Below are 23,807 nucleotides of genomic sequence, written 5' to 3'. Positions count from 1 at the left end.
TCAGGCGGGGTCGGCCGTGATCGGGGCGTGCGGCAGGCCGTCCAGCGGCCGCGGGGCGGGACCCGTAGCGAGGTGGACCTCGGCGACGGCGTCGGCCAGCCGGACGAGCTGGGCGAGGGTGCTCTCGAGGAAGGCCTCCAGGTTGGGCCGCCCGGCGCCGCCGATGGCGACGAGCGACGCCACGTCGGTCGCGTCCAGCCCCTCGACGAGGTCGTCGAGCAGCCGCTCGGGACGGGAGGAGCCGGTGGAGGCGGGCAGCGCGGCGAGGTGGGTGCGCAGCTCGGCGTAGCAGAACGCCAGCGAGCGTGGGTTGTCCGGATCCATGAGGAGCAGGTCGAGGACGCCGCCGGGCCGGACGTAGCCGCGGTAGCGCCGGCGGTGCGTCACCGACGACTCGGCCGCGGCGAGGACGGAGTTGAGCACGGTCCGGTCGACGTCGATGCCGCGACGCAGGGTCGTGGTGGCGCGCAGCAGCTGGACCAGCTGGATCGAGCGCTCGAGGGCGCGGCCGAGGCCGATCATGTGCCAGCCGGCGTCGCGGATCATGCTCGCGGTGACGCCCTGGAGGGCGAGGATCGCGGTGAGCATCCGGCCGGCGGAGTCGGCGATCTGGTGGCTGTAGGGCACCTCGCGGAGCGCGTCTGCGGCCCGGCCGGTCGAGGAGAAGGTGCGCCAGGTGTCGTTGGACAGCTGGTCGCGTACGCCGGTGAGCGCCTCGCGGAGGCCGTCCAGCGACTGCGCGACCGAGCCCGGCCGGCCGGCGTCGAGCAGCAGCGAGCGGAACTCCGCGTCGAGGTCGTCGACGCCGTGGCCGGCCAGCCGGCGTACGGCCGACATGACGACCTCGAGGCTGGTGCCGCCGGTCGAGCGCGGGCGGGTGCGGAAGTCCTCGGCCAGCACGTGGGCGGCGAGGACGAGCCGGAGCAGGTCCTCGGCGCGCTCGGCGTAGCGGCCGGCCCAGTACATGTCCTCGAGCGCGCGGGGGACCAGCACGGTCACCGACCGGGCGTTGGTCATCGGCACGACGTCGGCGAGCCCCTGGTCGGCGGTGCCCGGCGACTCCTTGAGCACCCAGACGTCCTTGCTGCACGCGCCGGAGCCCGTGCCCGCGCCGCGGACCGTGTGCGGGCCGGGCAGCACGCTGGCGAGGCCGCCGACGAGCGGGCGGTAGGCGCTGCCGTACCTCAGCGTGAACGTCCGCAGCGTGAGCGGCCGCCCGACGGCGCCCTCGTGCCTGCTCCAGGTCGGCGCCTGGGAGAGCGCGCCGCGGGCCTGGCCGACGTAGCGGTGCGGGTCGGCGAGCAGCCGGCGGCGCAGCTCGTCGGGAGCGACGCCGCGCAGCCCGTCGAGCGGGCCGTCGATCGTCCGGATCACCAGCTCGCCGGAGTCGGCGCCGACATGGTCGAGGACGTGGTCGAGCGAGATGGGATCGCCGCACCACCACGTCGCCACCGAGGGCAGCCGCAGCGACTCCCCGAGCAGCGCCTCGCAGGCGGCCGGGAGGTAGGGCAGCAGCCCGGGGTTCTCGAGCACCCCGGCGCCGAAGCCGTTGACGACCCGGACCCGGCCGCGGCGTACGGCCTCGACCAGGCCTGCGACGCCGAGCTGGCTGTCGCCGCGCAGCTCGAGCGGGTCGGACCAGGACGCGTCGACGCGGCGCAGGATGACGTCGACCCGCTCCAGCTCGTTGCCGGGGGCCCGCAGGTAGACCCAGCCGTCCTTGACCGTCAGGTCGCTGCCCTGCACCAGCGGGAAGCCGAGCGTGGAGGCGACGAAGGCCTGGTCGTACGCCGTCTCGGAGTGCGTGCCGGGGCTGAGCACGACGACCCGCGGGTCGGCCTGGTCGCCGGGAGCCGACTGGAGCAGGGCGGAGCGGAGCGCCCAGAAGTACGGCTCCATCCGGTGCAGCTCGGCCTGGCGGTAGAGCTCGGGCAGGACCCGGCTGATGACGCGGCGGTTCTCCATCGCGTAGCCCATCCCGCTGGGCGCCTGGGCGCGGTCGGCGAGCACCTGCCACTCCCCCGACGCGGCGCGGCCGAGGTCGGTCGCGGAGAGCACCAGCGGCCGCGGGTCGCGCACGCTCGGCCGGGCGACGACCCGGTTGAAGCCGGCGTGGCCGAAGACCACCGCGGCCGGGAGGATGCCCTCGGCGAGGAGCCGCTGCTCGCCGTACAGGTCGACCAGGACGGCGTTGAGCAGCTCCGCGCGCTGGGCGAGGCCGACCTCGAGCGCCCGCCACTGCGGGGCGTCGATGACCAGCGGCACCGGGTCGAGGCGCCACGGGCCGGGCCGCTCGCCCGGACGCGCGTAGGTGACGCCGTCGTCGGCCAGGAAGCGCGAGATGTCACCCTCGACGCGGCGCAGGTCCTCGACCGTGATGGACACCGCCAGCTCGGCCAGCCCCTTCCAGGCCGGCCGCAGGCTGCCGTCGGGACCGACCACCTCGTCGTAGACGCCGTGCGCGTCGTCGAGGTGCGTCTGGCCCAGCGAGTCGGCGTAGTCGCGCAGGAGGGTCACGTCCGTGGCACCCGCCGCAGGTCGAGGGTGTGGGGGTACTCGGCGCTCGCCGCGCGTACGCCGGCCTCGCGCATCGCCGCGACGTCCAGCCGGCCCGCGGTGTGGCCGCGTGGCTCGAACCGGCTGGCCCGGCGCGCCTCCGCCTCGTTGGCGTTGACCGGTGGGTGGTCGTAGGAGCGACCGCCCGGGTGGACGACGTGGTAGGTCGCGCCGCCGAGGCTCACCTCGGCCGCCGTGTCGACGACGTCGACGTGGAGCGGGGCGTGGACGGGGATGCTCGGGTGCAGGCTCGACCAGGGCGCCCACGCCTTGTAGCGGACGCCTGCGTAGTACTCGCCGGGGGTCCCGGTCGGAGTCAGGGGCACGGGGACACCCTGGCACGTGACGAGGTGGCGGTGGGGGTCGATCCCCCTCACCGAGACCTGGATCCGCTCCACGCTGGAGTCCACGTAGCGCGCCGTCCCGCCCGCCGTCGCCTCCTCGCCGAGCACGTTCCACGGCTCGATCGCCTGCCGCAGCTCCAGCTCGATCCCGGAGCCGGTTGGGGAGGTTGCGCCGGCTCCGGTGGTTGAGGAGGTTGCGCTAGCAACCGTCTCGAAACCACCGTCCGCGCCGACCCGCACCATCCCGATGCGCGGGAAGCGGAACTCGGCGTACGGCGCCAGCCAGCCGCTCTCGAACGGGATCCCGAACGAGCGCAGGTCGCCCAGCACCTCCTCGATGTCGCGCAGGCAGCCGTGCGGGAGCAGGAAGTCCTCGTGCAGCGCGCTGCCCCAGCGCACGAGCGGGGCGTCGTACGGTCGCTCCCAGAACATCGCGACCAGGCTCCGGACCAGCAGGGACTGGAGCAGCGCCATCCGCGGGTGCGGCGGCATCTCGAAGCCGCGCAGCTCGAGCAGCCCGAGCCGGCCGCGGGAGGAGTCCGGCGAGTAGAGCTTGTCGATGCAGAACTCGGCACGGTGGGTGTTGCCGGTCAGGTCGGTGAGCAGGTGCCGCAGCGCCCGGTCGACCAGCCACGGCCGCGGCTCGCCGGTGGCTGAGTCCCCGGTGGCTGAGTCCCCGGTGGCTGAGTCCCCGGTGGCTGAGTCCCCGGTGGTTGAGTCCCCGGTGGTTGAGGAGGTTGCGCTAGCAACCGTCTCGAAACCATCACCACCCGCGATCCGCCGCACCTCCTGCAGCGCGATCTCCATCTCGTACACCGCCTCCGGGCGGCCCTCGTCGAAGCGCGGCGCCTGGGAGGTGGGGCCGATGAAGCGGCCGGAGAAGAGGTACGACAGCGAGGGGTGGCGCTGCCAGTAGGTGACGAGGCTGGCGAGCAGGTCGGGGCGGCGCAGCAGCGGCGAGTCGAGCGGCGTCGGCCCGCCGAGGGTGAGATGGTTGCCGCCGCCGGTGCCGGTGTGGAGCCCGTCGAGGTCGAACTTCTCGGCCGACAGGCGAGCCTGTCGGGCCTGCTCGTACAGGGTCGTGGTGAGCTCGCGCTGCTCGGCCCAGCTCGCGGTCGGCTGGACGTTGACCTCGATGACGCCGGGGTCGGGGGTGACGACGAGCTGGGTCAGCCGCGGGTCGGGCGGCGGGCCGTAGCCCTCCAGGACGACCCGACAGCCCGCCTGCTCCACCGCCCTCTCGACGACGTGCAGGAGGGTCGCGTAGTCCTCGACCCGGTCGGTCGGCGGCAGGAAGACGTGGACGATCCCGTCGCGCTCCTCCACCGACAGTGCCGTCGTCGCCGCGCCCTCGGGATCGATGACCGTGACCTGCGGGACCTCGGGGACGAGGGGCGGCCCGGCCTCGAGGTAGGACGGCTCTCCGGCGTACGCCGGGTCGGTCCACGCGATGCTGTCGAGGGGGAGCCGGAGCCCGACCGGGCTGGTGCCCGGGGTCAGGACGAGCCGGCCGCGGCGGAACCGCCACTGCGCGCTGGTCCACTCCCCGCCGGCCGTGTTGATCGGGATCACCCAGCCGCTCGGCTCGGACACGCCCGCGTCCAGCTCCTCGACCCCTCGGGCGTCGAGCCCGTCGAGGCTCTCGTCCGGCCTGGGGCCGTGCGGGAGCCGCAGCTCGTTCGCGAGCGCGGCGAGCGGGTCCTCGTACGCCGGCAGCACCTGCTCCTCCGGCAGCCCGAGGATCCGCGCGATCCCGTGGGCGACGGCGCTCGTGATGCCAGGAGTGAGCGTCAACTCACCCTCAGCATCACGAGGGGCCCAGGGGTCGGCGAAGAGGCTCGGGTCCTGCCACAGCGGCTCGCCGTCGGTGCGCCACTGGAGCGCGATGTTCCAGCGCGGGAGCGGCTCGCCGGGATACCACTTGCCCTGGCCGCGGTGGACGATCCCGCCCTTGGCGTAGATGCCGCGCAGCCGCTCGGCGAGGTCGTCAGCGAGCGCTCGCTTGTGCGGACCGTCGGCGTCGGTGTTCCACTCGGCCGACGTCTGGTCGTCGAGTGACACGAAGGTGGGCTCGCCGCCCATGGTGAGGCGTACGTCGCCGTCGCGGAGCAGTCCGTCGACGTACTCCCCGACGGCGTCGATCCGGCCCCACTCCTCCCCGGTGTAGGGCAGCGTGACGCGCGGGTCCTCGTGGATCCGGCGCACCTCGTTGGCGAAGGAGAAGGTGACCTCCACCGGCTCGGTGGCGCCCTCGATCGGGGCCGCGGAACTGGGATGCGGCGTCGCCGAGAGCGGGATGTGGCCCTCCCCCGCGAAGAGCGCGGAGGTGGGGTCGAGGCCGATCCAGCCGGCGCCGGGGATGTAGACCTCGCACCACGCGTGCAGGTCGGTGAAGTCCTGCTCGGGGCCGCTGGGGCCGTCGAGCGCCTCCTGGTCGGCGGTGAGCTGGACGAGGTAGCCGGAGACGAAGCGGGCCGCCAGGCCGTACTGTCTCAGCAGGCTCACCAGCAGCCACGCGCTGTCCCGGCACGACCCGATCCCGGCGCGGAGCGTCTCGTCGGGGGTCTGCACCCCCGGCTCCATCCGGACGCTGTAGGCCACGTCGCCGTGGACCGCGCGGTTGACGTCGGAGAGGAACTGGACCGTCGGGACGCCGTCCTCCGGCAGCGGCGGAAGCCTCCGCCGCCAGGCGTCGGCGTCCACGCTGTCCTCGACCTCGCGGAGGTACGGCGCCAGATCCGCCCGCAGGGACGGCTCGTAGTCGAAGGGGAACCGCTCGGCGTACTCCTCGATGAAGAAGTCGAAGGGATTGATCACCATCAGGTCGGCGACCAGGCCGACGGTGATCTCCAGTCTCGCCACCTTCTCGGGGAAGACGAGGCGGGCCAGCCAGTTGCCGAACGGGTCCTGCTGCCAGTTGAGGAAGTGGTCGGCGGGCGCGACGTCGAGCGAGTACGCCTCGATCGGGGTCCGGGTGTGCGGCGCCGGCCGCAGGCGTACGACGTGGGGACCCACGGACACCGGGCGCGCGAACTCGTAGGCCGTCCTGTGGGTCAGCGCCACCTTGATCGACATGGTCCAAGGGTCGCCGATCCGTGTTGCACATCGGTAACGGGTGTCCGGGCGTCAAGCCGGACCAGATTGCAAGGATCTATTTGCAAACATTCCTTTGCGGTCTACCCTGTCCTCATGGCAGAGGGATCGATCACCCCGGGCATCGACCAGCTCAAGGCGCTGACCCACCCGGTGCGCGTGCGGATGCTGGGGATGCTGCGGATCGACGGGCCGGCGACGGCGACGACGCTCGCGACCAGGCTCGGACTCAACAGCGGCGCGACGTCGTACCACCTGCGCCAGCTCGCCCAGCACGGGTTCATCGTCGACGACGAGACTCGCGGCAACGGGAGGGAGCGGTGGTGGCGGGCGGCCCACGGGTCGACGCTGACCAACAAGGCCGACCTGCCACCGGAGGAGAAGGAGGCGCTCGACGCCTACCTGCAGAGCGTCAGCACGATCTACGCCCACCAGCTCCAGCAGGCCATGGAGGAGCGGCCGCTGCTCCCGCAGGAGTGGCGGGAGGCCTCGACCTTCAGCGACTGGACGGTCCGGATCACCGCGTCGCAGGCGAAGGCGCTGCTCGACCGGATCGACGAGTTGCTGCAGGGGGCAGAGGAGACCGACGACGGGGAGGTCTACGTCTTCCAGCTCAACGGCTACCCGCTGCCCGGGCGGCTGGGGACCGCGCCCGATGAAGGCCCCGGGCCTGGGAACGAGACCGAGGAGGGGCGGTGAGCCGTCGCCCGCTCTACGGCTGGCTCACGGCCGACGCGATCTCGCTGACCGGGACCCGGCTCTCGATGCTGGCGCTGCCGTGGTTCGCGCTCACCACCACCGGCAGCGCGACCAAGACCGGACTGATCGCGCTCGTCGAGACCGCGCCGATGGTGGTCCTCAAGGTCCTCGGCGGCCCCGTGATCGACCGGCTCGGGCCGCGCCGCGTCGCGATCAGCTGCGACGTCGCGAGCGCGGGGGTGGTCGCCCTCATCCCGACGCTGTACGCCGCCGGCGCGCTGCACTTCGGCCTCTTCCTGCTCCTCGTGGGCACGGGCGGCGCGCTCCGCGGTCCCGGCGACGCCGCCAAGAACGCCCTCATCCCGCAGCTGGTCGAGCGGGCGGGGGTGCCGATCGAGCGGGCCACGGGCCTCGGCTCGATGGTCGAGCGGTCGGCCACGATGCTCGGCGCGGCCGCTGCGGGCGTGCTCATCGGCGTCCTCGGCGCGCCCACGGCGATCGCCGTCGACGCCGCGTCCTTCGCCCTCGGCGCGGCCGTCCTGGCCTGGTCGACCGCCGGGCTCGCCCGACCGGTCGAGCACCCCGCCGCGGAGCCGTACCTCCGCCAGCTCGGCGAGGGCTGGGACTTCCTGCGCCGCGACCGGGTGCTGGTCGGCATCGTCGTCATGGTCACGCTCACCAACCTCATCGACCTCGCCATGGTCGGTGTGCTGACGCCGGTGTGGGGCCACGAGCGCGCGAGCGTCGGCACCGTCGGGCTGCTCCTCGCCGTCTTCGCCGCGTTCTCGGCGGTCGCGTCCGGCCTGGCCGCGACGTACGCCGCCCGGCTGCCGCGCTACTGGACCTACGTCGTCTGCTTCCTGGTGGCCGGGGTTCCGCGCTTCCTCGTGCTCGGGCTCGACACGCCACTGTGGGGCGTCGTGGCGGTGTACGCCGCGGGCGGGTTCGCCAGCGGGTTCCTCAACCCGATCCTCGGCGCGATCGAGTTCGAGCGGATCCCGAGCCGGCTCGTCGGCCGGGTGAGCTCGCTGGGCAGCGCTGCCTGCTATGCCCTGATGCCGTTCGGCGGGCTGCTCGGGGGTGGACTGATCGGCGGCCTCGGGCTGACCGGCGCGATGCTGGTCTGCGGTGCGGCGTACTTCGTCGTCACTATGTTCCCCGCCCTCGATCCGACCTGGCGGGAGATCGACCGGCGACCTGCGCGCCCGGCCGGCGGACTGATCGCGACCGCGGCCGGCGCCCCGGCGGCCGAGAGCCTCAGCGAGCGAACGACCGCGCCAGCTCGATGAGCCGGTCATTGGCCTCGACCTCGCCGATCGAGACGCGTACGCCGTCGTCGCCGAGGGGGCGTACGACGATGCCGAGGTCGTCGGCCGCCGCCGAGAAGGCGGCGATCCGGTCCGGTTCGCCGGGGAAGCCGAACCAGACGAAGTTGCCCTGCGCGTCGGGCATGTCCCAGCCGGCGGCACGGACCGCCTCGACGACCCGGGTGCGCTCGGCGACGAGGTCGTCGACCCGCTTCAGCAGGTCCTCACGCGCCTCGAGCGAGGCGACGGCGGCGGCCTGGGCGACCAGGTTGACGCCGAACGGCAGCGAGACCGCGCGAAGGGCCGCGGCGATCGGGGCCGGCGCGACGGCGTACCCGACCCGGAAGCCGGCGAGGCCGTAGGCCTTCGAGAAGGTCCGCGTCACCGCGACGTTGGCGTGGGCGCGGTAGGTCGCGATGCCGTCGACGGGGTCGTCCATCCGGACGAACTCGCAGTAGGCCTCGTCGAGGATGACCAGCACGTGCTCGGGGACCTGCTCGAGGAAGGCGTCGAGCTCGGTCTGGGTGAGCGAGGGCCCGGTCGGATTGTTGGGGGTGCAGACGATGACGACCTTGGTCCGGTCGGTGACCGCGGCGGCCATCGCGTCGAGGTCGTGGTGGCTGTCCGCGGTGAGCGGGACCTGCACCGAGGTGGCGTCGGCGGCGAGCACGGCGATCGGATAGGCCTCGAAGCTGCGCCACGCGTAGACGACCTCGTCGCCGGGCGAGCAGAACGCCGACAGCAGCTGGTAGATCAGCCCCGTCGAGCCGGTCGCCACCGCGAGGTCCTCGACCGGCACTGCGTACGTCGCCGCGAGCGCCTCGTAGAGCGCCGTGTTGCCCATGTCGGGGTAGCGGTTGGCCGCGCCGACCGCCGCCCCGGCCGCCTCCAGGACGCCCGGCAGCGGCGGGTAGGGGTTCTCGTTGGAGGAGAGCTTGTAGGTCGTCAGCCCGGGCCGCTCCGCCGGAGGCTTGCCCGCGACGTACGGCGGCATCGCGAGGACACTGGCACGGGGCTGGGGCGTGGTCACGGGCAGAAGGGTAGAGCCCTCAAGGCAGGACGACCTCCCCGCCGGCGACGAGCTCGAGGTCGCGGCCGAGCTCGAGATCGACGGGGTTGGTGAGGCACCGCACCGAGCCGCCACCCTTGTGGAACTCCGACACGTCCACGACGACCACGTCGAAGCCGCGCTCCTCGAGCTGGGTGCGCACCCGGTCCGGGCAGCCCGGCATGACGATCGTCCGCCCGACGACCACGCAGTTGGCGCAGAACGTCGCCAGCGCCTCGGCCTCCGTGACGACGACCGGGTCCGGGACGAGGTCGAGCAGGGCCGCGGCAGAGGCCGGCTCGAGGGCGTCGGGGCAGACGATCGCGTGCCGCTCGTCGAGAGGGCAGAAGGCCAGGTCGAGGTGGTACATCCCCGGGTGCGTCGTCCGCACCCCGTGAACGCGTACGCCGAGCTCGGTGGCCAGCGCCTTGAGCGCGAGCTCGTCGGTGCGCGGGCCGAACCCCGTGACCAGCCCGCCGGCGTACGGGAACGCGTCGCCGGCCTCGAAGCACGGGCCGACCCCGTCGCGCCCGACGTACGACGTCCGGCGGCCGCGGCTCCGGAACCAGCGCGCCGCGGTGCCGGTCTCCATCCGCCGCTCGGCGAAGCGCATGTGGGAGAGCAGGACCTCGGCACGCGGGCCGGCGGGCGTCGGCCGCACGAACCCGAGGCCGAGGTTCATCGCGTAGACCATGTCGGGGGCGTCGGCCCGCTGCGGCAGCACGTCGACGGTGGCGCCGAGGCCGCGGAGGGTGTCGACCAGGCTCCGCCACTGCGCGAGCGCGCGCTCGGGGTCGGGCTGGTCGGCCGGGTCCATGAACGGGTTGATCGAGTAGTCGATCCGGAAGTGGGTCGGCTCGACGGCGACGTAGTGACGGCCCCAGGCGAGGTGACGGGCGAGGTCCATGGCAGTCTCCTTCACGGAATGCTGATCAAGAAGGCTGTCCGGGCCGACCGCGATGTCGGATTGTCGGACAATCTGACGATACGGACACATTAGCGCATGGTCGGTGTCGAAGGGCGACAATGGGGCCATGACCGACACCGGAGTGTTCGCGTCGCTCACCCTGGAGGAGCCGGCGTCGACGGTCGACCGCGTCGCCGAGGAGCTCCGCCGGGCGCTGTTCGACGGCGAGCTCGAGTCCGGTACGCCCCTGCGCGAGCAGGCGCTCGCCGCCTCGCTGGGCGTGGCCCGGTCGACGGTGCGCGAGGCGCTCACGCTGCTGGTCGCCGAGGGCCTCGCGACACGTACGCCGAACAAGGGCGTCACGGTCGTCTCCCCCGAGGCTGACTCCGTCCGCGACGTCTGCGCCGCACGCTGGGTGCTCGAGGGCGCCGGCGTACGCAGCTGGCGGCAGGCGAGCACCGACGCCAAGGACGAGGTGCACCGGACGCTGAAGGAGTACATCGACGGCGTCCACGCCGGCGCGTCGTACCAGGAGCTCAACGAGCGCCACCTCTCCTTCCACGTCTCCCTCGTCGGGCTGACCGGGTCGCCCCGGCTGGTCGCGATGGAGGAGCAGCTCGTCATCGAGCTCAAGCTCGCGCTCGCCCAGGTCGAGCGGATCCGCCGCAACGCCCACGACCAGGCCGAGTCCCACGCCGCGCTCGTCCAGCTCCTCGACGAGGACGACGTCGAGGCGGCCGAGCGGTTCCTGGACAAGCACCTCACCGACGCCGCCCACGACATCTGCGAGGCGCTCGGCCTCTGACGTCCCAACCACCGGACTGGCAAGATCAGGGCGTGCGATTCGTGACCTGGCTGGCGACCAACGCCATCGCCCTGGCCGTGGCCCTGCAGCTGGTGCCCGGCATCCGGCTGGAGGGACCGACCCACGGCTGGGACGAGGTGAAGCACAAGCTCTGGCCGCTGATCGTGGTCGCGCTCATCCTCGGGATCGTCAACTACTTCGTGAAGCCGGTCATGAAGATCCTCACGATCCCCTTCATCATCCTGACGCTCGGCCTGTTCCTGCTGGTCGTCAACGCCGCCATGCTCGGCCTGACCGCGTGGATCATGGGCCACAGCCGGATCGGGTTCCACGTCGACGGCTTCTGGGCGGCGGTCCTCGGCGGCCTGATCATCGCCGTGGTCGGCGCGATCGTGCGCCGCATCCTGGAGGACGACCGCCGATGACCCGGGTCGCCCTCGTCTGCCTCGGCAACATCTGCCGCTCCCCGATGGCGGAGGTCGTCCTTCGCGACCGCCTCGACGCCTCCGGCCTCGAGCAGGTGGAGCTCGTCTCCGCCGGCACCGGCGACTGGCACGTCGGCGAGCAGATGGATCGCCGGGCGGCGGCGACGCTGCGCGAGGCGGGCTACGACCCGACGCGGCACATCGCGAAGCAGTGGCCCGTGGGCGAGCCCTCGGCGTACGACCTGGTGCTGGCGATGGACCACCAGAACCTCGAGGACCTCGGCGGGCCGACCGACCGGATCCGGCTCTTCCGCGACTTCGACCCGGCGGGAGCGGGCGAGGACGTGCCCGATCCCTACTACGGTGGACCCGACGGCTTCTCGGAGGTGCTCGAGATGGTGGAGCGTACGTCGGACGCGATCGTGGCGGCGCTGCTGGACGGCTCCCGCGGCGAGGTCGCCGCGCGGTGACCCGCCAGCCGCTGGTCGCCCGCCGTGCCGAGCAGCTGCTCGGGACGCCGGTGGTGAGCACGGCCCCGGTCGCGGGCGGTGACGTCGCGACGGCGACCAAGCTGCGTCTCAACGACGGCACCCAGGCGCTGATGAAGACGCTGGCCCACGCCCCGGAGGGGTTCTTCGCGGCCGAGGCGCGCGGGCTGCGATGGCTGGCCGAGCCGGCCGCGGTCGGCGTACCCGAGGTCCTCGCCGTCGACGACGACTGCATCATCATCCGGTGGGTCGAGCCCGGGCGGCCCTCGACGGAGGCCGCCGAGCTGTTCGGCCGCGGCCTCGCCCGGCTCCACCAGGCCGGTCCGGACGGCTCGGGCGGCTCGGGGGGCTTCGGGGCCGAGCAGGACGGCTACATCGCCAAGCTCCCCCTGCCCAACAAGCCCGCCGAGACGTGGGCGGAGTTCTACGCCGTACGCCGGCTGCTGCCCTACCTGAAGCTCGGCCGCGACCGCGGCACGGTCGACGACGAGGAGGCCGCCGCTGTCGAGGCGGTCGTCGGGAAGCTGCCCGACCTCGTCCCCGAGGAGCCGCCCGCCCGGCTGCACGGCGACCTGTGGAACGGCAACGTGCTCTGGGACCGGGAGGGCCGGGTCTGGCTGATCGACCCGGCGGCGTACGCCGGCCATCGCGAGACCGACCTCGCCATGCTCGCGCTCTTCGGCCTCCCCCACCTGGACCGGGTCGTCACCGCCTACCAGGAGGTCGCTCCGCTCGCCGAGGACTGGGAGGACCGCATCGCCCTCCACCAGCTGTTCCCGCTCCTCGTGCATGCCGCGATGTTCGGCGGCGGCTATGCCGCCCGGGCCGCCGAGGCCGCCCGGCGGTATCTCTGACCGTCGAGTCGCCAGTTCTGCCCCGTCGAGTCGCCAGTTCTGCCCCGTCGAGTCGCCAGTTCTGCCCGGTTGATTCGGCACCCTTGGCGGGGTTGAGTGGCCCGCCGGATCCGGCAACCCGACGCAGTCAGTTAGCATCGCTAACGACATGACAGGGACGGCGACCACGGAGGTCTCGGAGAGCTCGGCGGCCGTGCTGCGGCGGATCGCCCCGTCTGCGCTGCTGCCGGCGCTGGTGTACGAGATCGGGAACGGCGCGATCGCGCCGATCATCGCGCTCGTGGCACTGGCCGAGGGCGCGTCGACGGCGGTGGCCGGGCTGATGCTCTCGATGCTCGGGATCGGCCGGATCCTCGGCGACCTGCCGGCGGCGCGTCTCGCCGACCGGCTCGGAGACCGACGCGCGATGATGTGTGCGGCGACGGTGACGGCGGTCGGGCTCGCGGTCTGCTGGCTGGTGCCGTCGATCGCCGCCCTGGCCGTCGCCCTGCTGCTCATCGGGGCCTGCAACGCGACGTTCTACCTCGCCCGGCAGACCTACATCTCCGAGGTCGTCCCCATCGACCTGCGGGCGCGGGCGCTCTCGACGCTCGCCGGCTCGCACCGGATCGGCCTGTTCGTCGGCCCGTTCCTGGGTGCCGCGGCGATCTCCGCGTGGGGCACCCGCGCCGCGTTCGGGGTCGCGATCGCGACCACGCTCGCGACCGGCGTACTCCTCGCCGTCGTGCCCGACGAGGACCGCGCGACCGACCGGCCGCCGGCGCACCGCGGCGGGAGCAGTACGACGGCGATGTACCGCACCCACCAGCGACTCTTCCTCACCCTCGGCCTCGCCGTGCTCACCGTCGGTGCCGTGCGGGCGGCCCGGCAGACCGTCGTACCCCTCTGGGCGGAGCACATCGGCCTCGACGCGGCCACCACCAGCCTCGTCTTCGGCGTCGCCAACGCCGTGGACATGTCGCTCTTCTACCCGTCCGGCCACGTGATGGACCGGCTCGGGCGGCTCGCGGTGGCCGTGCCGGCGATGCTCCTGCTCGGGCTCGGGATGATGGCGCTGCCGCTCTCGCACGGCGCCGTCACACTCGGGGTCGCCGCGGTCGTCATGAGCATCGGCAACGGCATCGGCTCGGGGATCATGATGACGCTCGGCGCCGACGCAGCCCCGCCCGAGAACCGCACTACGTTCCTGTCCATCTGGCGGCTCCTCAGCGACACCGGCAACGCTCTCGGGCCGCTCGTGCCGGCCGCCCTCGCCACCGTCGCCACCCTCGCGCTCGGGGTCTCGGTGACCGGCTTGCTCGGCCTCGCCGCGGCCGCCGGGCTGGGTCGCTGGGTGCCGCGCTACTCGACGTACGCCACGCCCGCGATGGTCCGCGAGCACCGCACGCGGGCGGGCTGACCAGGCGGGCTGACCAGGCGGGCTAACGCAGCGCGGCGGCGACGGTGGCCGCGTAGAGCCGTCCCCCCGACGGGCCGGGGTGGATGTGATCGGGACCGAGGAGGTCCTGGTGCTGCGCGATGGCCGAGCGCCAGTCGACCAGGCGCGTGCGCCGGGCATGGGCAGCGTACGACGCGAGGGTGCGGTTGACACCGCCGGCCCAGGGCCGGTCGACGTACACGTTGACGAGCACGAGCTCGCGCTTCGGTCCGAGGATCCGACGGATCGCCTCGAGGGTGCCGGCCGGGATCGGGCCGTTGGTGCCGACGCCGACCATGACGACGGGTCGCAGCCGGTGATGGCGGGCGAGATCGCGGAGGATGCCGGGGACCACACCGGCCTGGCGCGACACCTTCGCATCGATGCTGATGCCGGGGAAGCGCGCGAGCAGGCCGGGCGCCGACGCGAGCATCACGGAGTCGCCGACCGCGGTGAGGCGGGGACCGAGCGGCAGCGGCGTGCGATGCCGCCCCTTCTCGGCGTGCCTCGCGTGCTCGCGACGCCGCTGCGCCGTCGGCGTCGCTGCCGTCCGGTGGCTCGCCGCGAGGCTCGCCTTCGCGATCGCCCGCTGTCCGGCCAGGATCTGCGCCTCGGCCACGGTGTGCTGCGGTGCCCGCAGCGCGGCGACGGCGGTCGCCCCGACGCAGGCCAGCGCCACGACCCCGGCGGTGACGAGGGCGATCCGGGCGGGACCCGGCCAGCGCAGCCGGCGCACCACGCCGGCGGCGTACTCCCGGAAGCCGTCGCGCTGGATCGGCCGCTCGAGGAGGAGGTACGACGCCGTGGCGGCCGCGGCCGTCAGCAGGACCGCGACCACGGCGCAGCGGACCGGGTGCACATGGGTCCAGACCGGCGCGCGGTAGCGGAGCAGCACCAGCACCGGCCAGTGCCAGAGGTAGAGCCCGTAGGAGACCAGTCCGATCCTGCGCAGCGGCGCCACCGACAGCGCCCGGGCGAGCGGCCCGCCCCGGGTCACGCAGGCGACGACGAGGACCGTGAGGCCGACGACCGCGGGGAGCCCGACGGCGTACGTCGTGGGCCGGTCGCCGGTGAGCACCAGGCAGGCGAGCAGCAGCCCGAGCAGCCCGATCGCGCCGGCGAGGTCGGGCCGGCGGCCGCGCGGCACCGGGTTGCGCTCCCGCGCCAGCGCCAGCACGGCGCCGGCGAGCAGCCCGAACGCGTGGCTGTCGGTCCCGTAGTAGGCCCGACCCGTCTCCCCCGCGGCCGCGAACAGACCGGCGGCGACCACCGACGCCGCGGCCAGCGCGGCGACCACCGCGACGACAGGGCGCAGCCCCCAGCGGCGTACGACGGCGGAGAGAGCGAGCAGTGCGAGCGGCCACACCACGTAGAACTGCTCCTCGACCGCCAGCGACCACAGGTGCTGCAGCACCGGCGGCGACGCCTCGGAGAAGTAGCTGCTCCCGGTCGCCACGAGGTGCCAGTTGGTGACGAACCCGGCCGCGGCGGCCAGCTGGCCGCCGAAGCCGACGCCGGGGTCGCCGCCGACGAGGAGTACGCCGAGGCCGCACGCGAGCACCATGGCGACGAGCGCCGGCAGCAGCCGCCGGGCGCGGCGCAGCCAGAACCGTCCGATCGCGCCCCGGCCGTCGCGACGCAGCAGCCCGCCGGTGATCAGGAAGCCGCTCAGCACGAAGAAGACGTCGACCCCCACGAACCCGCCCGGCAGCTGGTCGGGGAACGTGTGGAACCCGATCACCCCGAGCACCGCGAGCCCGCGCAGGCCGTCCAGCGCCGCCACCCGCTCGCGGAGGCGCCTCGGGCCCACGCCGCTGCAGCGCTCGGGCTGCTCGGAGCGCACCTCCGATCGCGGCGTCGGGGCCCCGGACGCGCTCGGCGGACGGTCGAGCATGGTCGTCATGACGAGACCAGCCCACCACCTCCGCCCCGCGCGCCGGCGGACCTTCGCGCGTGTCGCATGGGGCAGATGGTGCTTGCGGTGCTCGGCTGCCGGCGCCCGGGGCCAGCCGGGGCGCAAATGCAACGGATCCCGGCCCTTCTTCAGGACCGGGATCCGGCTGGCGGGCGCATTGAGACAAGCATGGAACACTGGCGCATGGGACAAGGTGGCCAAGCACCTACAGGCGATGTAGCTCGGTAGTCTGCGAGGAGAGGTCCTGTCCAGCGCAGCCCGCACCGACCGGCCACAGAGCCTAGCTGTCGACCGAGGTTGAGGCGTTCGCGTACCAGTCAGGACTTTGTAACGGTCACATCGTCGATCCAGATGTTTCCGGTCGTACCGTCGTTGCCGACCGTAATGCCGAGGCTCGTGATTCCTGAGGCGACTGTGTATCCGCAAGTCACAAGCGTCCAGTTTGTCTTGACGCCATTGTAGCTACAGCTCTTCAGGAGCGATCCGCCGTCACCATTTGCAAACCGGACCTTTGAGTTGTTGACCTTCCCATCCCAGTCGGAATCGGTTTTCAGATAGAAGCTGACGGTGTATAGATCACCCGCGCTCACCGCTAAAGGCATGCCGCGAAGGGAGACGCCAGTTGACTGGACGGGAACCTTCTCAGAGGCAGGAGCTGTTCGATACGTGGAGGTGTCTACCGACGCCGGACTGTCGATCGGTGCTGAGGAACTATCTGGCTCGTTCCAGGCGACAAGATTTGCGCCTGCCGGACAGGTGCCGGAAGTCGCGCTCGACTGCGTAGACGACACATATGCGGACTGGCCCCCATCGGTCGCTTGGACGCAGTAGCCGGTATCTTCAACAAGGTAGGTGAACGTCGTGCTGTCAGTGCTCTTCACGTCCACGTCGTAGAGCATGTCGGGATAGGTCCCGTTCTCAGCGTAATAGACGCTGATCTTGTCCGCCGCTTGACGTGCCGCACTGGCAGCGGAAGCAGCGTGAGCCCGGTTCTGGATGCCGTTGTAGGCAACGAGGGAGATCGCAGCCAGGATGGCGATGACCACGATGACGATGAGCAGCTCGACAAGGGTGAAGCCGTAATGTCTTTGGGGTCGAGAGGGGTGATGTCTTCGAAGTAGCGGGATGTTAGGCACGCACAGTTTTCCTGCTTACGGTTAGTAGCTAGTTCCATTTTAGGGCACCCCCCCCCGCTTGTGAAGTTGTAGAATAGACAACGTTGGGAATTACTGAGGGCAACTGCTGCGAAGAAGACCCGCTGAAAGCGGGTCAGTCCCATCTGGCAGGAAGGCATACTCGCCGGTCAGGGCCCTGATTGCACTCGGATGTGCCTGCTGCCGACGATCGCCGAAACGATCACCGGAACGAACGGGTCACCACACAGCGGCCGCGCCTCAACGTATGGTATCCAGTACCAACACGAGTGAAGCCGGCTCGTGGACTGCATCCGCAAGTCCTTACGCGTCGTCGCCTACCCCTCTCGCACCGATTAATCGGTGCTAATTCCACAACATTTTTTGTCACCGTGCTCTAGCTTGTTCAAGGCCGCTCAAAGCGGGGGAAGACCGCCGGCGTCGCGCGGCATTCTGACCTCTGTTGCAAAAGTATTGACTTATTCCTTTCACAGAGGTATCGTCCTGACATGTCAGACAGTTCTATGCCACTCGGAGGCAATTCCGGGATACCAACTCCTGAACACGCAGTTCAACCCGAGAGGCCTTTGTCAGACGACAAGGCCTCTCTCTCAATTTCGGCCTCGGCACCACCCGGTGAGCAACGGCGCGCAGCGCTCTATCTGCGGGTCTCGACGCAGCGCCAGGCGCGCAAGGGAGGGGAGGCCGAAGGCTTTTCCATCCCTGCGCAGCGTGAGGCCGGCTACCGCAAGGCGGCTGAGCTCGGCGCGGAAGTCGTCGCCGAGTATGTCGATGCCGGCGAATCGGCCCGGTCGGCCGACAGGCCGCAATTGCAGGCCATGCTGGCGCGGTTGGAGATCGACCATGACATCGACTACGTCATCGTGCACAAGATCGACCGCCTGGCACGCGACCGCAAGGACGATGTCGACATCATGGTGCGAATCACCAAGGCTGGCGCCGAGCTGGTCTCGGTAACAGAAAACATCGACGAAACCCCGGCCGGCAAACTCATGCACGGCATGCTGGCGAGCTTTGCCGAGTATTACTCGTCCAACCTGTCGCACGAAGCTAAGAAGGGCCTCGAGCAGAAGGTCAGCCGGGGCGGGACCCCGAACGTGGCACCCATCGGGTACATCAACGTCGGACGAGTCGTGGATGGCTGGGAGCGGCGCGTCGTCGAGCCCGACCCGGAACGAGCGCACCACGTGCGCTGGGCGTTCGAGGCCTACGCCACGGGCGACTGGGCCATCTCAGATATCCAAGCCGAGCTCGCCGAGCGCGGCCTCAAGAGCAAGACCACCCGCAAGTACGTCGGTGGGCCACTGTCTACGTCGCACGTCCACCGCATGCTGCGCAATCCCTACTACAAGGGCCTGGTGCCGTTCCGTGGGGCATACTTCCCGGGCAACCACGAGCCGCTGGTCAGCGAAGCACTCTGGCAACAGGTGCAAGATGTGCTCGACGGCCGACGGATCACCGGCGACCGATCATGGCGGCACACCCACTACCTCAAGGGTTCGGTGCGCTGTGGGCGATGCCACGGCCGGATGGGATTCGGCTACTCCCGCGGCAAGGGCGGCAACCAATACGCCTACCTGTTCTGCCTCGGCCGACACACCGGACGCACCAAGTGCGACCTGCCATACATCTCGGCGGAGCGCGCTGAGGAGGTTATTGAGGGGTTGTGGCAGAAGTACCACTTCTCGCAAGAAGTCATCGAGGAGGTACGGAACGAGCTTGCCGAAGCCATAGCAAAGATGGAAGCCGACAACGAAGACACGTTGCGACGGCAGAAGCGGCGACTGACCGAGGCCAAGCGGAAACGGGACAAGCTGCTGCACGCCTACCTCAACGAGGCCATCTCTGTCGACGACCTCAAGCACCACCAGGCCGAGCTCGACAAAGAGATCGCGGCAGCCGCCCGCAAGCTGGCTGAAGCCGAGGAACACATCTCGCGGGCACTCGACCACGCGGACATTTTGCTCACTACCATCATGAATGCCCCCAAGTTTTACCAACTCGGTTCCGAGGAAGTACGGCAAGACCTCAACCTCGCGGTCTACGAGTACATCCTGCTCGACGCTGAGCCGGAACCCGAACGCAACGGCTACGCCGGCTTCGTGAGCGACGCCGTGCACACCGCCCCTGTCGCGGCCGCACTGGCCTGCCTGGGCGCCGAACCCGCGACAGAGGCAGAACGGGGCACACGCGGCCACGCAGGGCCTCACACCGGGGAGGACGCCGCGCGCCAGCCCCCAGGAAACAACAGAACCCCCGGCGAGCTTTCGCTCACCGGGGGTTCCAACTTGTCTCAACTGGCGGTGACGGAGGGATTTGAACCCTCGGTGGACTTGCACCCACAAACGCTTTCGAGGCGTTCTCCTTAGGCCGCTCGGACACGTCACCGCCGGGAAGGCTACCGGAGGCGGCGGGGCCGGACGAAATCGACCGTCGCTAGCGGTGGGCGCGGAAGAAGTCGTCGAGGAGGGCGATCTGCTCCTCGGCGTACACGCCGCTCACGACCTCCGGACGATGGTTGAGCCGCCGGTCGCGTACGACGTCCCAGAGCGACCCGACGGCGCCGGCCTTCTCGTCGAAGGCGCCGAAGACGAGGCGCTCGACGCGGGCCAGGACGGCGGCGCCGGCGCACATCGTGCAGGGCTCGAGCGTGACGACGAGGGTGCAGCCGTCGAGGCGCCACTCGCCGCGGGCCCGGGCGGCCTGCCGGAGGGCGACGACCTCGGCGTGGCCGGTGGGGTCGGCCTCGGCCTCGCGGACGTTGCGGCCGCGGCCGATCACCTCGCCGGTGGGTGAGACGACGACGGCGCCGATGGGTACGTCGCCGGTGGCGAGCGCCGCGTGGGCCTCCTCGAGGGCGGCACGCATCGCCGACCCCCACCGGTCGACCTGGCTCACGCGGACGCCTCCGTCGGGAACATCGGAGAATACGGACGCGGCGGCGTGAGAGCCCCGACGGTCGCTCGCTGGCGCTCGATCACGCGGAAGTGAGGCCGACCGCGTCGTCGAAGAGCTTGCCGAAGCCGACCTTGCGGGCGATCTCGGAGAGCATCTCGTCCGGGTAGAGGTCGAGATCGTCGAGCAGGATCCCCATGTCCATGGCGCTCATCCCGGCGTCGGCGAGGATGCCGAGGTCGCCGGCGGGCTCCGGCTCGTCGTCCTCGTCGGGCAGCGGGAGGCCGAGGAACTCCACCGCCGAGGCGGCCAGCTCCCACTCGTCGGCGGCGGTCACGTCCGAGAGCAGGACCCGGGTCTCGCCGCCGGAGACGCGGATGATCACGAAGAAGTCCTCGTCGATCGCCACCAGGCCGACAGCGCCGTTGTCGCCGGGGAAGCGGCGCAGCGCGTGAGCGATCGGCTCGACGTCGGTCAGGAGGTCGTGGGCGAGCTCCTGCACCGTCCAGACCCCCTCCTCGCGGTAGGCCGCGAGCGCGAAGTCGACGCCCTCGAGCTGGTCGGACTGATCGGACACAAGGTCCAGAGTGACAGAGCCGGGGACCCTCGCCAACCCCCTTTCCACCGTCGACACCCGGCGTTCAACCTGCAGGTCACGCGGGGAGGCGACGCGTTCTGCCCGGACCGGGGAGCGAATAGGGTGCGGTCATGCAGACCACCGTCGTGGACCACCCGCTCGTCACCCACAAGCTGACCGTGCTGCGCGATCAGGAGACCGGATCGCCGACGTTCCGCAAGCTTGCCGACGAGCTGGTGACGCTACTGGCGTACGAGGCGACCCGCGAGATCCGGGTCGAGCCCGTCGAGATCGTCACCCCGGTCGCGCCGGCCACCGGCGTACGCCTCGCCAGTCCGCAGCCCCTCGTCGTCCCCATCCTCCGGGCCGGGCTCGGGATGCTCGACGGCATGATGCGGCTGCTGCCGACCGCCGAGGTCGGCTTCCTCGGGATGGTCCGCAACGAGGAGACCCTCGAGGCCGCGACGTACGCCGAGCGGCTCCCCGCCGACCTCTCCGGGCGGCAGTGCTTCGTGCTCGACCCGATGCTCGCCACCGGCGGCACCCTCGCGGCGGCCATCGACTTCCTCGTCCAGCGCGGCGCCGACCACATCACCGCCGTCTGCCTGCTCGCCGCCCCCGAGGGGCTCGCCGCCCTCGAGAAGGGACTCGGCCACGTCGACGTACCCGTCACCGTCGTCACCGCCGCCGTCGACGAGCGGCTCAACGAGAAGGGCTACATCGTCCCCGGGCTCGGCGACGCCGGGGACCGGCTGTACGGCGTCGCGGGCTGACGGCGGCGGCTCACTTCCCGAGCGGGAGCTCCTCCAGCATCTCGTAGCGCGGCCGGTTGCGCGGCCCCTCGCCGAGGTGGGACTCGATGAGCGCGATCCGGTCGACGGTCCACGCCGGACCGCGGTAGGCGTCGAGGAGCCTGACCCAGTTGGTCATCTCCTCCGGCCGGTTGACGCGGGCGAGCGTGACGTGCGGGTGGAACTTGCGCCCCTCCACCTCGATGCCGGCCTTCGCGGTCGCCGCCCGGGCTCCGGTCGCGAGCCGGTCCATCTCGGTCCGGGCGGCGTCGTCGAGGTCGAGCCCCGCCCAGAGCACCTTCGCGCGGCCGACGTTGGGGTAGGCGCCGCCGCCGGCGACCACCGCACCGAAGGGCGTACGCCGGCGGGCGGCCCGCGCCAGGCGCTCGACCCAGTCGTCGTACGACCTGTCGGGGACCGACGCCGCGAACGCGAGCGTCACGTGCAGCTGCTCGACCGCTGCCCAGCGGAACCCGGCCGCCGAAGCGGAGCCCGAGGCAGTTGACACCGCGGCGCGGCGTACGTCGAGGAACTCGTCGAGGTCCTCGACCACCTCGGGGGGCGGGACGACCGCCACGAACGCCCGCATCAGACGTGGGTGCCGATCAGGTTCCCGATCAGGTAGGTGACGCCCATGGCCAGCAGGCCGCCGAGGACGTTGCGGATGAGGGCACGGACCGGCCGCGCGTAACCGAGCCTGGCGCTCGTCCAGCCCGTGATCGCGAGCGCGATGACGACGGCGACGACGGTTCCCCAGATCCGGATCGGGCCCGGGAACAGCGTGATCGTCAGCAGCGGGAGCAGCGCGCCGATGGTGAACGACACCATCGACGCGAGCGCCGCCGTCAACGGGTTGGTGATGTCGTCGGGGTCGATCCCGAGCTCGAGCACGGCGTGGGCGCGGAGCGGATTGCGCGCGGTGAGCTGCTCGGCGACCTCCTCGGACACCTTCGGCGTCAGCCCCTTGGACTCCAGCAGCTCGCGCAGCTCCTGGAGCTCCTCCTCGGGCATGTCCCGCAGCTCCTGGCGCTCCTTCTCGAGCAGCGCCAGCTCGGCGTCGCGCTGGGTCGAGACGGAGACGTACTCCCCCGCCGCCATGCTGATCGCCCCGGCCACCAGCGCCGCCACACCCGCGATCAGGATCGAGGACCGGTCGGTCGTCGCACCCGCGACGCCCATGACCACGCCGGCCGTCGACACCACGCCGTCGTTGGCGCCGAGCACGCCCGCGCGCAGCCAGTTCAGGCGGTTGTTGAGCCCCTCCTGCGGTTGCTCCTGGGCGGCGTGCGCCTGCAGCTCTGCGGTCACCCGCTCATCGTCCCGCCGCCGGATGGAGGGGAGCAAGCGGGGTGGCAGTTGCGACGAACCTCAGAGCCCGAGATCCCGGCCGATCAGCTCCTTCATGATCTCGTTGGAGCCTGCCCAGATCTTGGTGACCCGGGCGTCCCGCCAGGCGCGGGCGACGCGGTACTCGTTCATGAAGCCGTAGCCGCCGTGGAGCTGGACGCAGTGGTCGAGGACGTCCGACTGCACCTGCGAGGACCACCACTTGGCCTTCGCGGCCTCGACCGGGGTCAGCTCCTTCTTGGAGTGCGCGAGCACGCACTTGTCGACGTACGCCTCGGCGACCTCGATCTTGGTGAAGAGCTCGGCAAGCAGGAACTTGTTGTGCTGGAAGTTGCCGATCGACTGGCCGAAGGCCTTGCGGTCCTTGGTGTACTGCAGCGTCTCCTCGAGGATCTGCTTGGCGTGGGCGATGTTGGACACCGCGCAGTCGAGCCGCTCCTGCGGGAGGTTCTGCATCATGTGGATGAAGCCGTTGTCGAGCTCGCCGATGATGTCGTCGTCGGTGACCCGGAGGTTCTCGAAGAAGAGCTCGGCGGTGTCGGACTCGTCCTGGCCGACCTTGTCGAGCTTGCGCCCGCGCGAGAAGCCCTCCTTGCTGGTCTCCACGCCGAACAGCGTGATGCCGCGAGCCTTCTTCTCCGGGGAGGTGCGCGCGGCGACGACGACCAGGTCGGCGGAGTAGCCGTTGGTGATGAACGTCTTGGAGCCGTTGATGACCCACTCGTCGCCGTCGCGGACGGCGGTGGTCTTGAGCGCGGCGAGGTCGGACCCGCCGGAGGGCTCGGTCATGCCGATGGCGCAGAGGATCTCGCCCGAGGCGACGCCCGGCAGCCAGCGCTTCTTCTGCTCGTCGGTGGTGAGGGTGACGAGGTACGGCGCGACGATGTCGGCGTGGATGCCCCAGCAGGACGCGAGCGCGGCGTTGACCTTGGAGAGCTCCTCGCTCATCACCGCGTTGAAGCGGAAGTCGCCGGCCTCGGACCCGCCGTACTCCTCCGGGATCTCGAGCCCGAGGAAGCCCTGCTTGCCGGCCTCCAGCCAGAACTCGCGCGGGATGGCGTGGTCCTCGGCGTACTTCTCGACGTTCGGGATGACTGACCGGTCGAGGAACTCCTTGACGGAGGCGCGGAAGGCCTCGTGGTCCTCGTCGTAGATGTCGCGCTTCATGGGGCCAGTGTAGGCGCG

The 23,807-nt window shown here is 71.3% G+C and carries 19 protein-coding genes, 1 tRNA gene and 1 pseudogene; 9 read left to right on the top strand and 12 right to left on the bottom strand.

Annotated elements, in window-relative coordinates; translation table 11 throughout:
- Both ABLE53_RS07255 and ABLE53_RS07250 read right to left on the bottom strand, forming a co-directional pair.
- Window positions 1-2,517 carry a circularly permuted type 2 ATP-grasp protein gene (locus ABLE53_RS07255; RefSeq protein ID WP_348858095.1) on the bottom strand — a complete coding sequence of 839 codons (2,517 nt, stop codon included), beginning with the start codon at window positions 2,515-2,517 and terminating at the stop codon, window positions 1-3.
- Window positions 2,514-5,975: a transglutaminase family protein gene (locus ABLE53_RS07250; RefSeq protein ID WP_348858093.1), complete on the bottom strand. Its 3,462-nt coding sequence runs from the start codon at window positions 5,973-5,975 to the stop codon at window positions 2,514-2,516. Before ABLE53_RS07250 ends, ABLE53_RS07255 begins: the two co-directional genes overlap by 4 nt.
- A gap of 114 nt (window positions 5,976-6,089) precedes the next feature.
- On the opposite strand from ABLE53_RS07250, the gene ABLE53_RS07245 reads away from it, so the two are divergent.
- The gene (locus ABLE53_RS07245) at window positions 6,090-6,692 is read left to right on the top strand and encodes a helix-turn-helix domain-containing protein (protein WP_348858092.1); all 603 of its coding nucleotides are present in this window, start codon (window positions 6,090-6,092) and stop codon (window positions 6,690-6,692) included.
- Window positions 6,689-7,981, top strand: a complete 1,293-nt coding sequence (locus ABLE53_RS07240; protein ID WP_348858090.1) for an MFS transporter — start codon at window positions 6,689-6,691, stop codon at window positions 7,979-7,981. Before ABLE53_RS07245 ends, ABLE53_RS07240 begins: the two co-directional genes overlap by 4 nt.
- Here ABLE53_RS07240 and hisC read toward each other — a convergent pair.
- On the bottom strand, window positions 7,950-9,029 hold the full coding sequence (gene hisC, locus ABLE53_RS07235; protein WP_348858088.1) for a histidinol-phosphate transaminase: 1,080 nt from the start codon (window positions 9,027-9,029) through the stop codon (window positions 7,950-7,952). The genes ABLE53_RS07240 and hisC overlap by 32 nt on opposite strands.
- Window positions 9,030-9,048: 19 nt before the next feature.
- On the bottom strand, window positions 9,049-9,954 hold the full coding sequence (locus ABLE53_RS07230; protein ID WP_348858086.1) for a dimethylarginine dimethylaminohydrolase family protein: 906 nt from the start codon (window positions 9,952-9,954) through the stop codon (window positions 9,049-9,051).
- Between the two features lie 127 nt (window positions 9,955-10,081).
- On the opposite strand from ABLE53_RS07230, the gene ABLE53_RS07225 reads away from it, so the two are divergent.
- The 5 genes from ABLE53_RS07225 to ABLE53_RS07205 all read left to right on the top strand — a co-directional run bounded on the left by ABLE53_RS07225 (window position 10,082) and on the right by ABLE53_RS07205 (window position 13,925).
- A complete protein-coding gene (locus tag ABLE53_RS07225) occupies window positions 10,082-10,759 on the top strand; it encodes a GntR family transcriptional regulator (RefSeq protein WP_348858085.1) in 678 nt (225 codons plus the stop codon).
- 32 nt (window positions 10,760-10,791) lie between these two features.
- Window positions 10,792-11,184 (top strand): phage holin family protein, encoded by a 393-nt coding sequence (locus tag ABLE53_RS07220; protein WP_348858084.1) that lies wholly within the window; start codon window positions 10,792-10,794, stop codon window positions 11,182-11,184.
- Window positions 11,181-11,654, top strand: a complete 474-nt coding sequence (locus tag ABLE53_RS07215) for a low molecular weight protein-tyrosine-phosphatase (protein ID WP_348858083.1) — start codon at window positions 11,181-11,183, stop codon at window positions 11,652-11,654. Before ABLE53_RS07220 ends, ABLE53_RS07215 begins: the two co-directional genes overlap by 4 nt.
- The gene (locus ABLE53_RS07210) at window positions 11,651-12,526 is read left to right on the top strand and encodes a fructosamine kinase family protein (protein ID WP_348858082.1); all 876 of its coding nucleotides are present in this window, start codon (window positions 11,651-11,653) and stop codon (window positions 12,524-12,526) included. The genes ABLE53_RS07215 and ABLE53_RS07210 overlap by 4 nt, the downstream gene beginning before the upstream one ends.
- A 148-nt stretch (window positions 12,527-12,674) precedes the next feature.
- Window positions 12,675-13,925 (top strand): MFS transporter, encoded by a 1,251-nt coding sequence (locus tag ABLE53_RS07205; protein ID WP_348858081.1) that lies wholly within the window; start codon window positions 12,675-12,677, stop codon window positions 13,923-13,925.
- A gap of 22 nt (window positions 13,926-13,947) precedes the next feature.
- Here the strand turns inward: ABLE53_RS07205 and ABLE53_RS07200 are convergent, their stop codons facing one another.
- Window positions 13,948-15,846 carry an acyltransferase family protein gene (locus ABLE53_RS07200; RefSeq protein ID WP_348858080.1) on the bottom strand — a complete coding sequence of 633 codons (1,899 nt, stop codon included), beginning with the start codon at window positions 15,844-15,846 and terminating at the stop codon, window positions 13,948-13,950.
- 329 nt (window positions 15,847-16,175) lie between these two features.
- Complete coding sequence (locus tag ABLE53_RS07195; protein WP_348858079.1) at window positions 16,176-16,994, bottom strand: type IV pilin protein; 819 nt, start codon at window positions 16,992-16,994, stop codon at window positions 16,176-16,178.
- Between the two features lie 506 nt (window positions 16,995-17,500).
- On the opposite strand from ABLE53_RS07195, the pseudogene ABLE53_RS24790 reads away from it, so the two are divergent.
- A pseudogene (locus ABLE53_RS24790) lies at window positions 17,501-18,613 on the top strand (recombinase family protein); the annotation flags it as partial.
- Window positions 18,614-19,310: 697 nt separating this feature from the next.
- Here ABLE53_RS24790 and ABLE53_RS07180 read toward each other — a convergent pair.
- From ABLE53_RS07180 to ABLE53_RS07170, 3 genes are all read right to left on the bottom strand, one after another.
- A tRNA-Ser gene (locus ABLE53_RS07180) sits at window positions 19,311-19,400 on the bottom strand.
- Window positions 19,401-19,448: 48 nt separating this feature from the next.
- Window positions 19,449-19,880, bottom strand: a complete 432-nt coding sequence (locus ABLE53_RS07175; protein WP_348858849.1) for a nucleoside deaminase — start codon at window positions 19,878-19,880, stop codon at window positions 19,449-19,451.
- A 109-nt stretch (window positions 19,881-19,989) separates the two neighbouring features.
- Complete coding sequence (locus ABLE53_RS07170; protein ID WP_348858076.1) at window positions 19,990-20,484, bottom strand: tRNA adenosine deaminase-associated protein; 495 nt, start codon at window positions 20,482-20,484, stop codon at window positions 19,990-19,992.
- Between the two features lie 131 nt (window positions 20,485-20,615).
- On the opposite strand from ABLE53_RS07170, the gene upp reads away from it, so the two are divergent.
- On the top strand, window positions 20,616-21,257 hold the full coding sequence (gene upp / locus ABLE53_RS07165; RefSeq protein WP_348858075.1) for a uracil phosphoribosyltransferase: 642 nt from the start codon (window positions 20,616-20,618) through the stop codon (window positions 21,255-21,257).
- A 10-nt stretch (window positions 21,258-21,267) separates the two neighbouring features.
- Here upp and thpR read toward each other — a convergent pair whose 3' ends face one another.
- Genes thpR through ABLE53_RS07150 form a run of 3 tightly spaced genes read right to left on the bottom strand, consistent with a single transcriptional unit; the run spans window position 21,268 to window position 23,789 of the window.
- A complete protein-coding gene (gene thpR, locus ABLE53_RS07160; protein WP_348858074.1) occupies window positions 21,268-21,864 on the bottom strand; it encodes an RNA 2',3'-cyclic phosphodiesterase in 597 nt (198 codons plus the stop codon).
- A complete protein-coding gene (locus ABLE53_RS07155; RefSeq protein ID WP_348858073.1) occupies window positions 21,864-22,583 on the bottom strand; it encodes a VIT1/CCC1 transporter family protein in 720 nt (239 codons plus the stop codon). Before ABLE53_RS07155 ends, thpR begins: the two co-directional genes overlap by 1 nt.
- 60 nt (window positions 22,584-22,643) lie before the next feature.
- Complete coding sequence (locus tag ABLE53_RS07150; RefSeq protein WP_348858072.1) at window positions 22,644-23,789, bottom strand: acyl-CoA dehydrogenase family protein; 1,146 nt, start codon at window positions 23,787-23,789, stop codon at window positions 22,644-22,646.
- Window positions 23,790-23,807 lie beyond the last annotated feature (18 nt).

The organism is Nocardioides asiaticus (assembly GCF_040049175.1).
Classification (GTDB): domain Bacteria; phylum Actinomycetota; class Actinomycetes; order Propionibacteriales; family Nocardioidaceae; genus Nocardioides; species Nocardioides cheoyonin.
The sequence above is the reverse complement of the archived record's forward strand: the minus strand, read 5'-3'. Positions and strand labels throughout refer to the sequence as shown.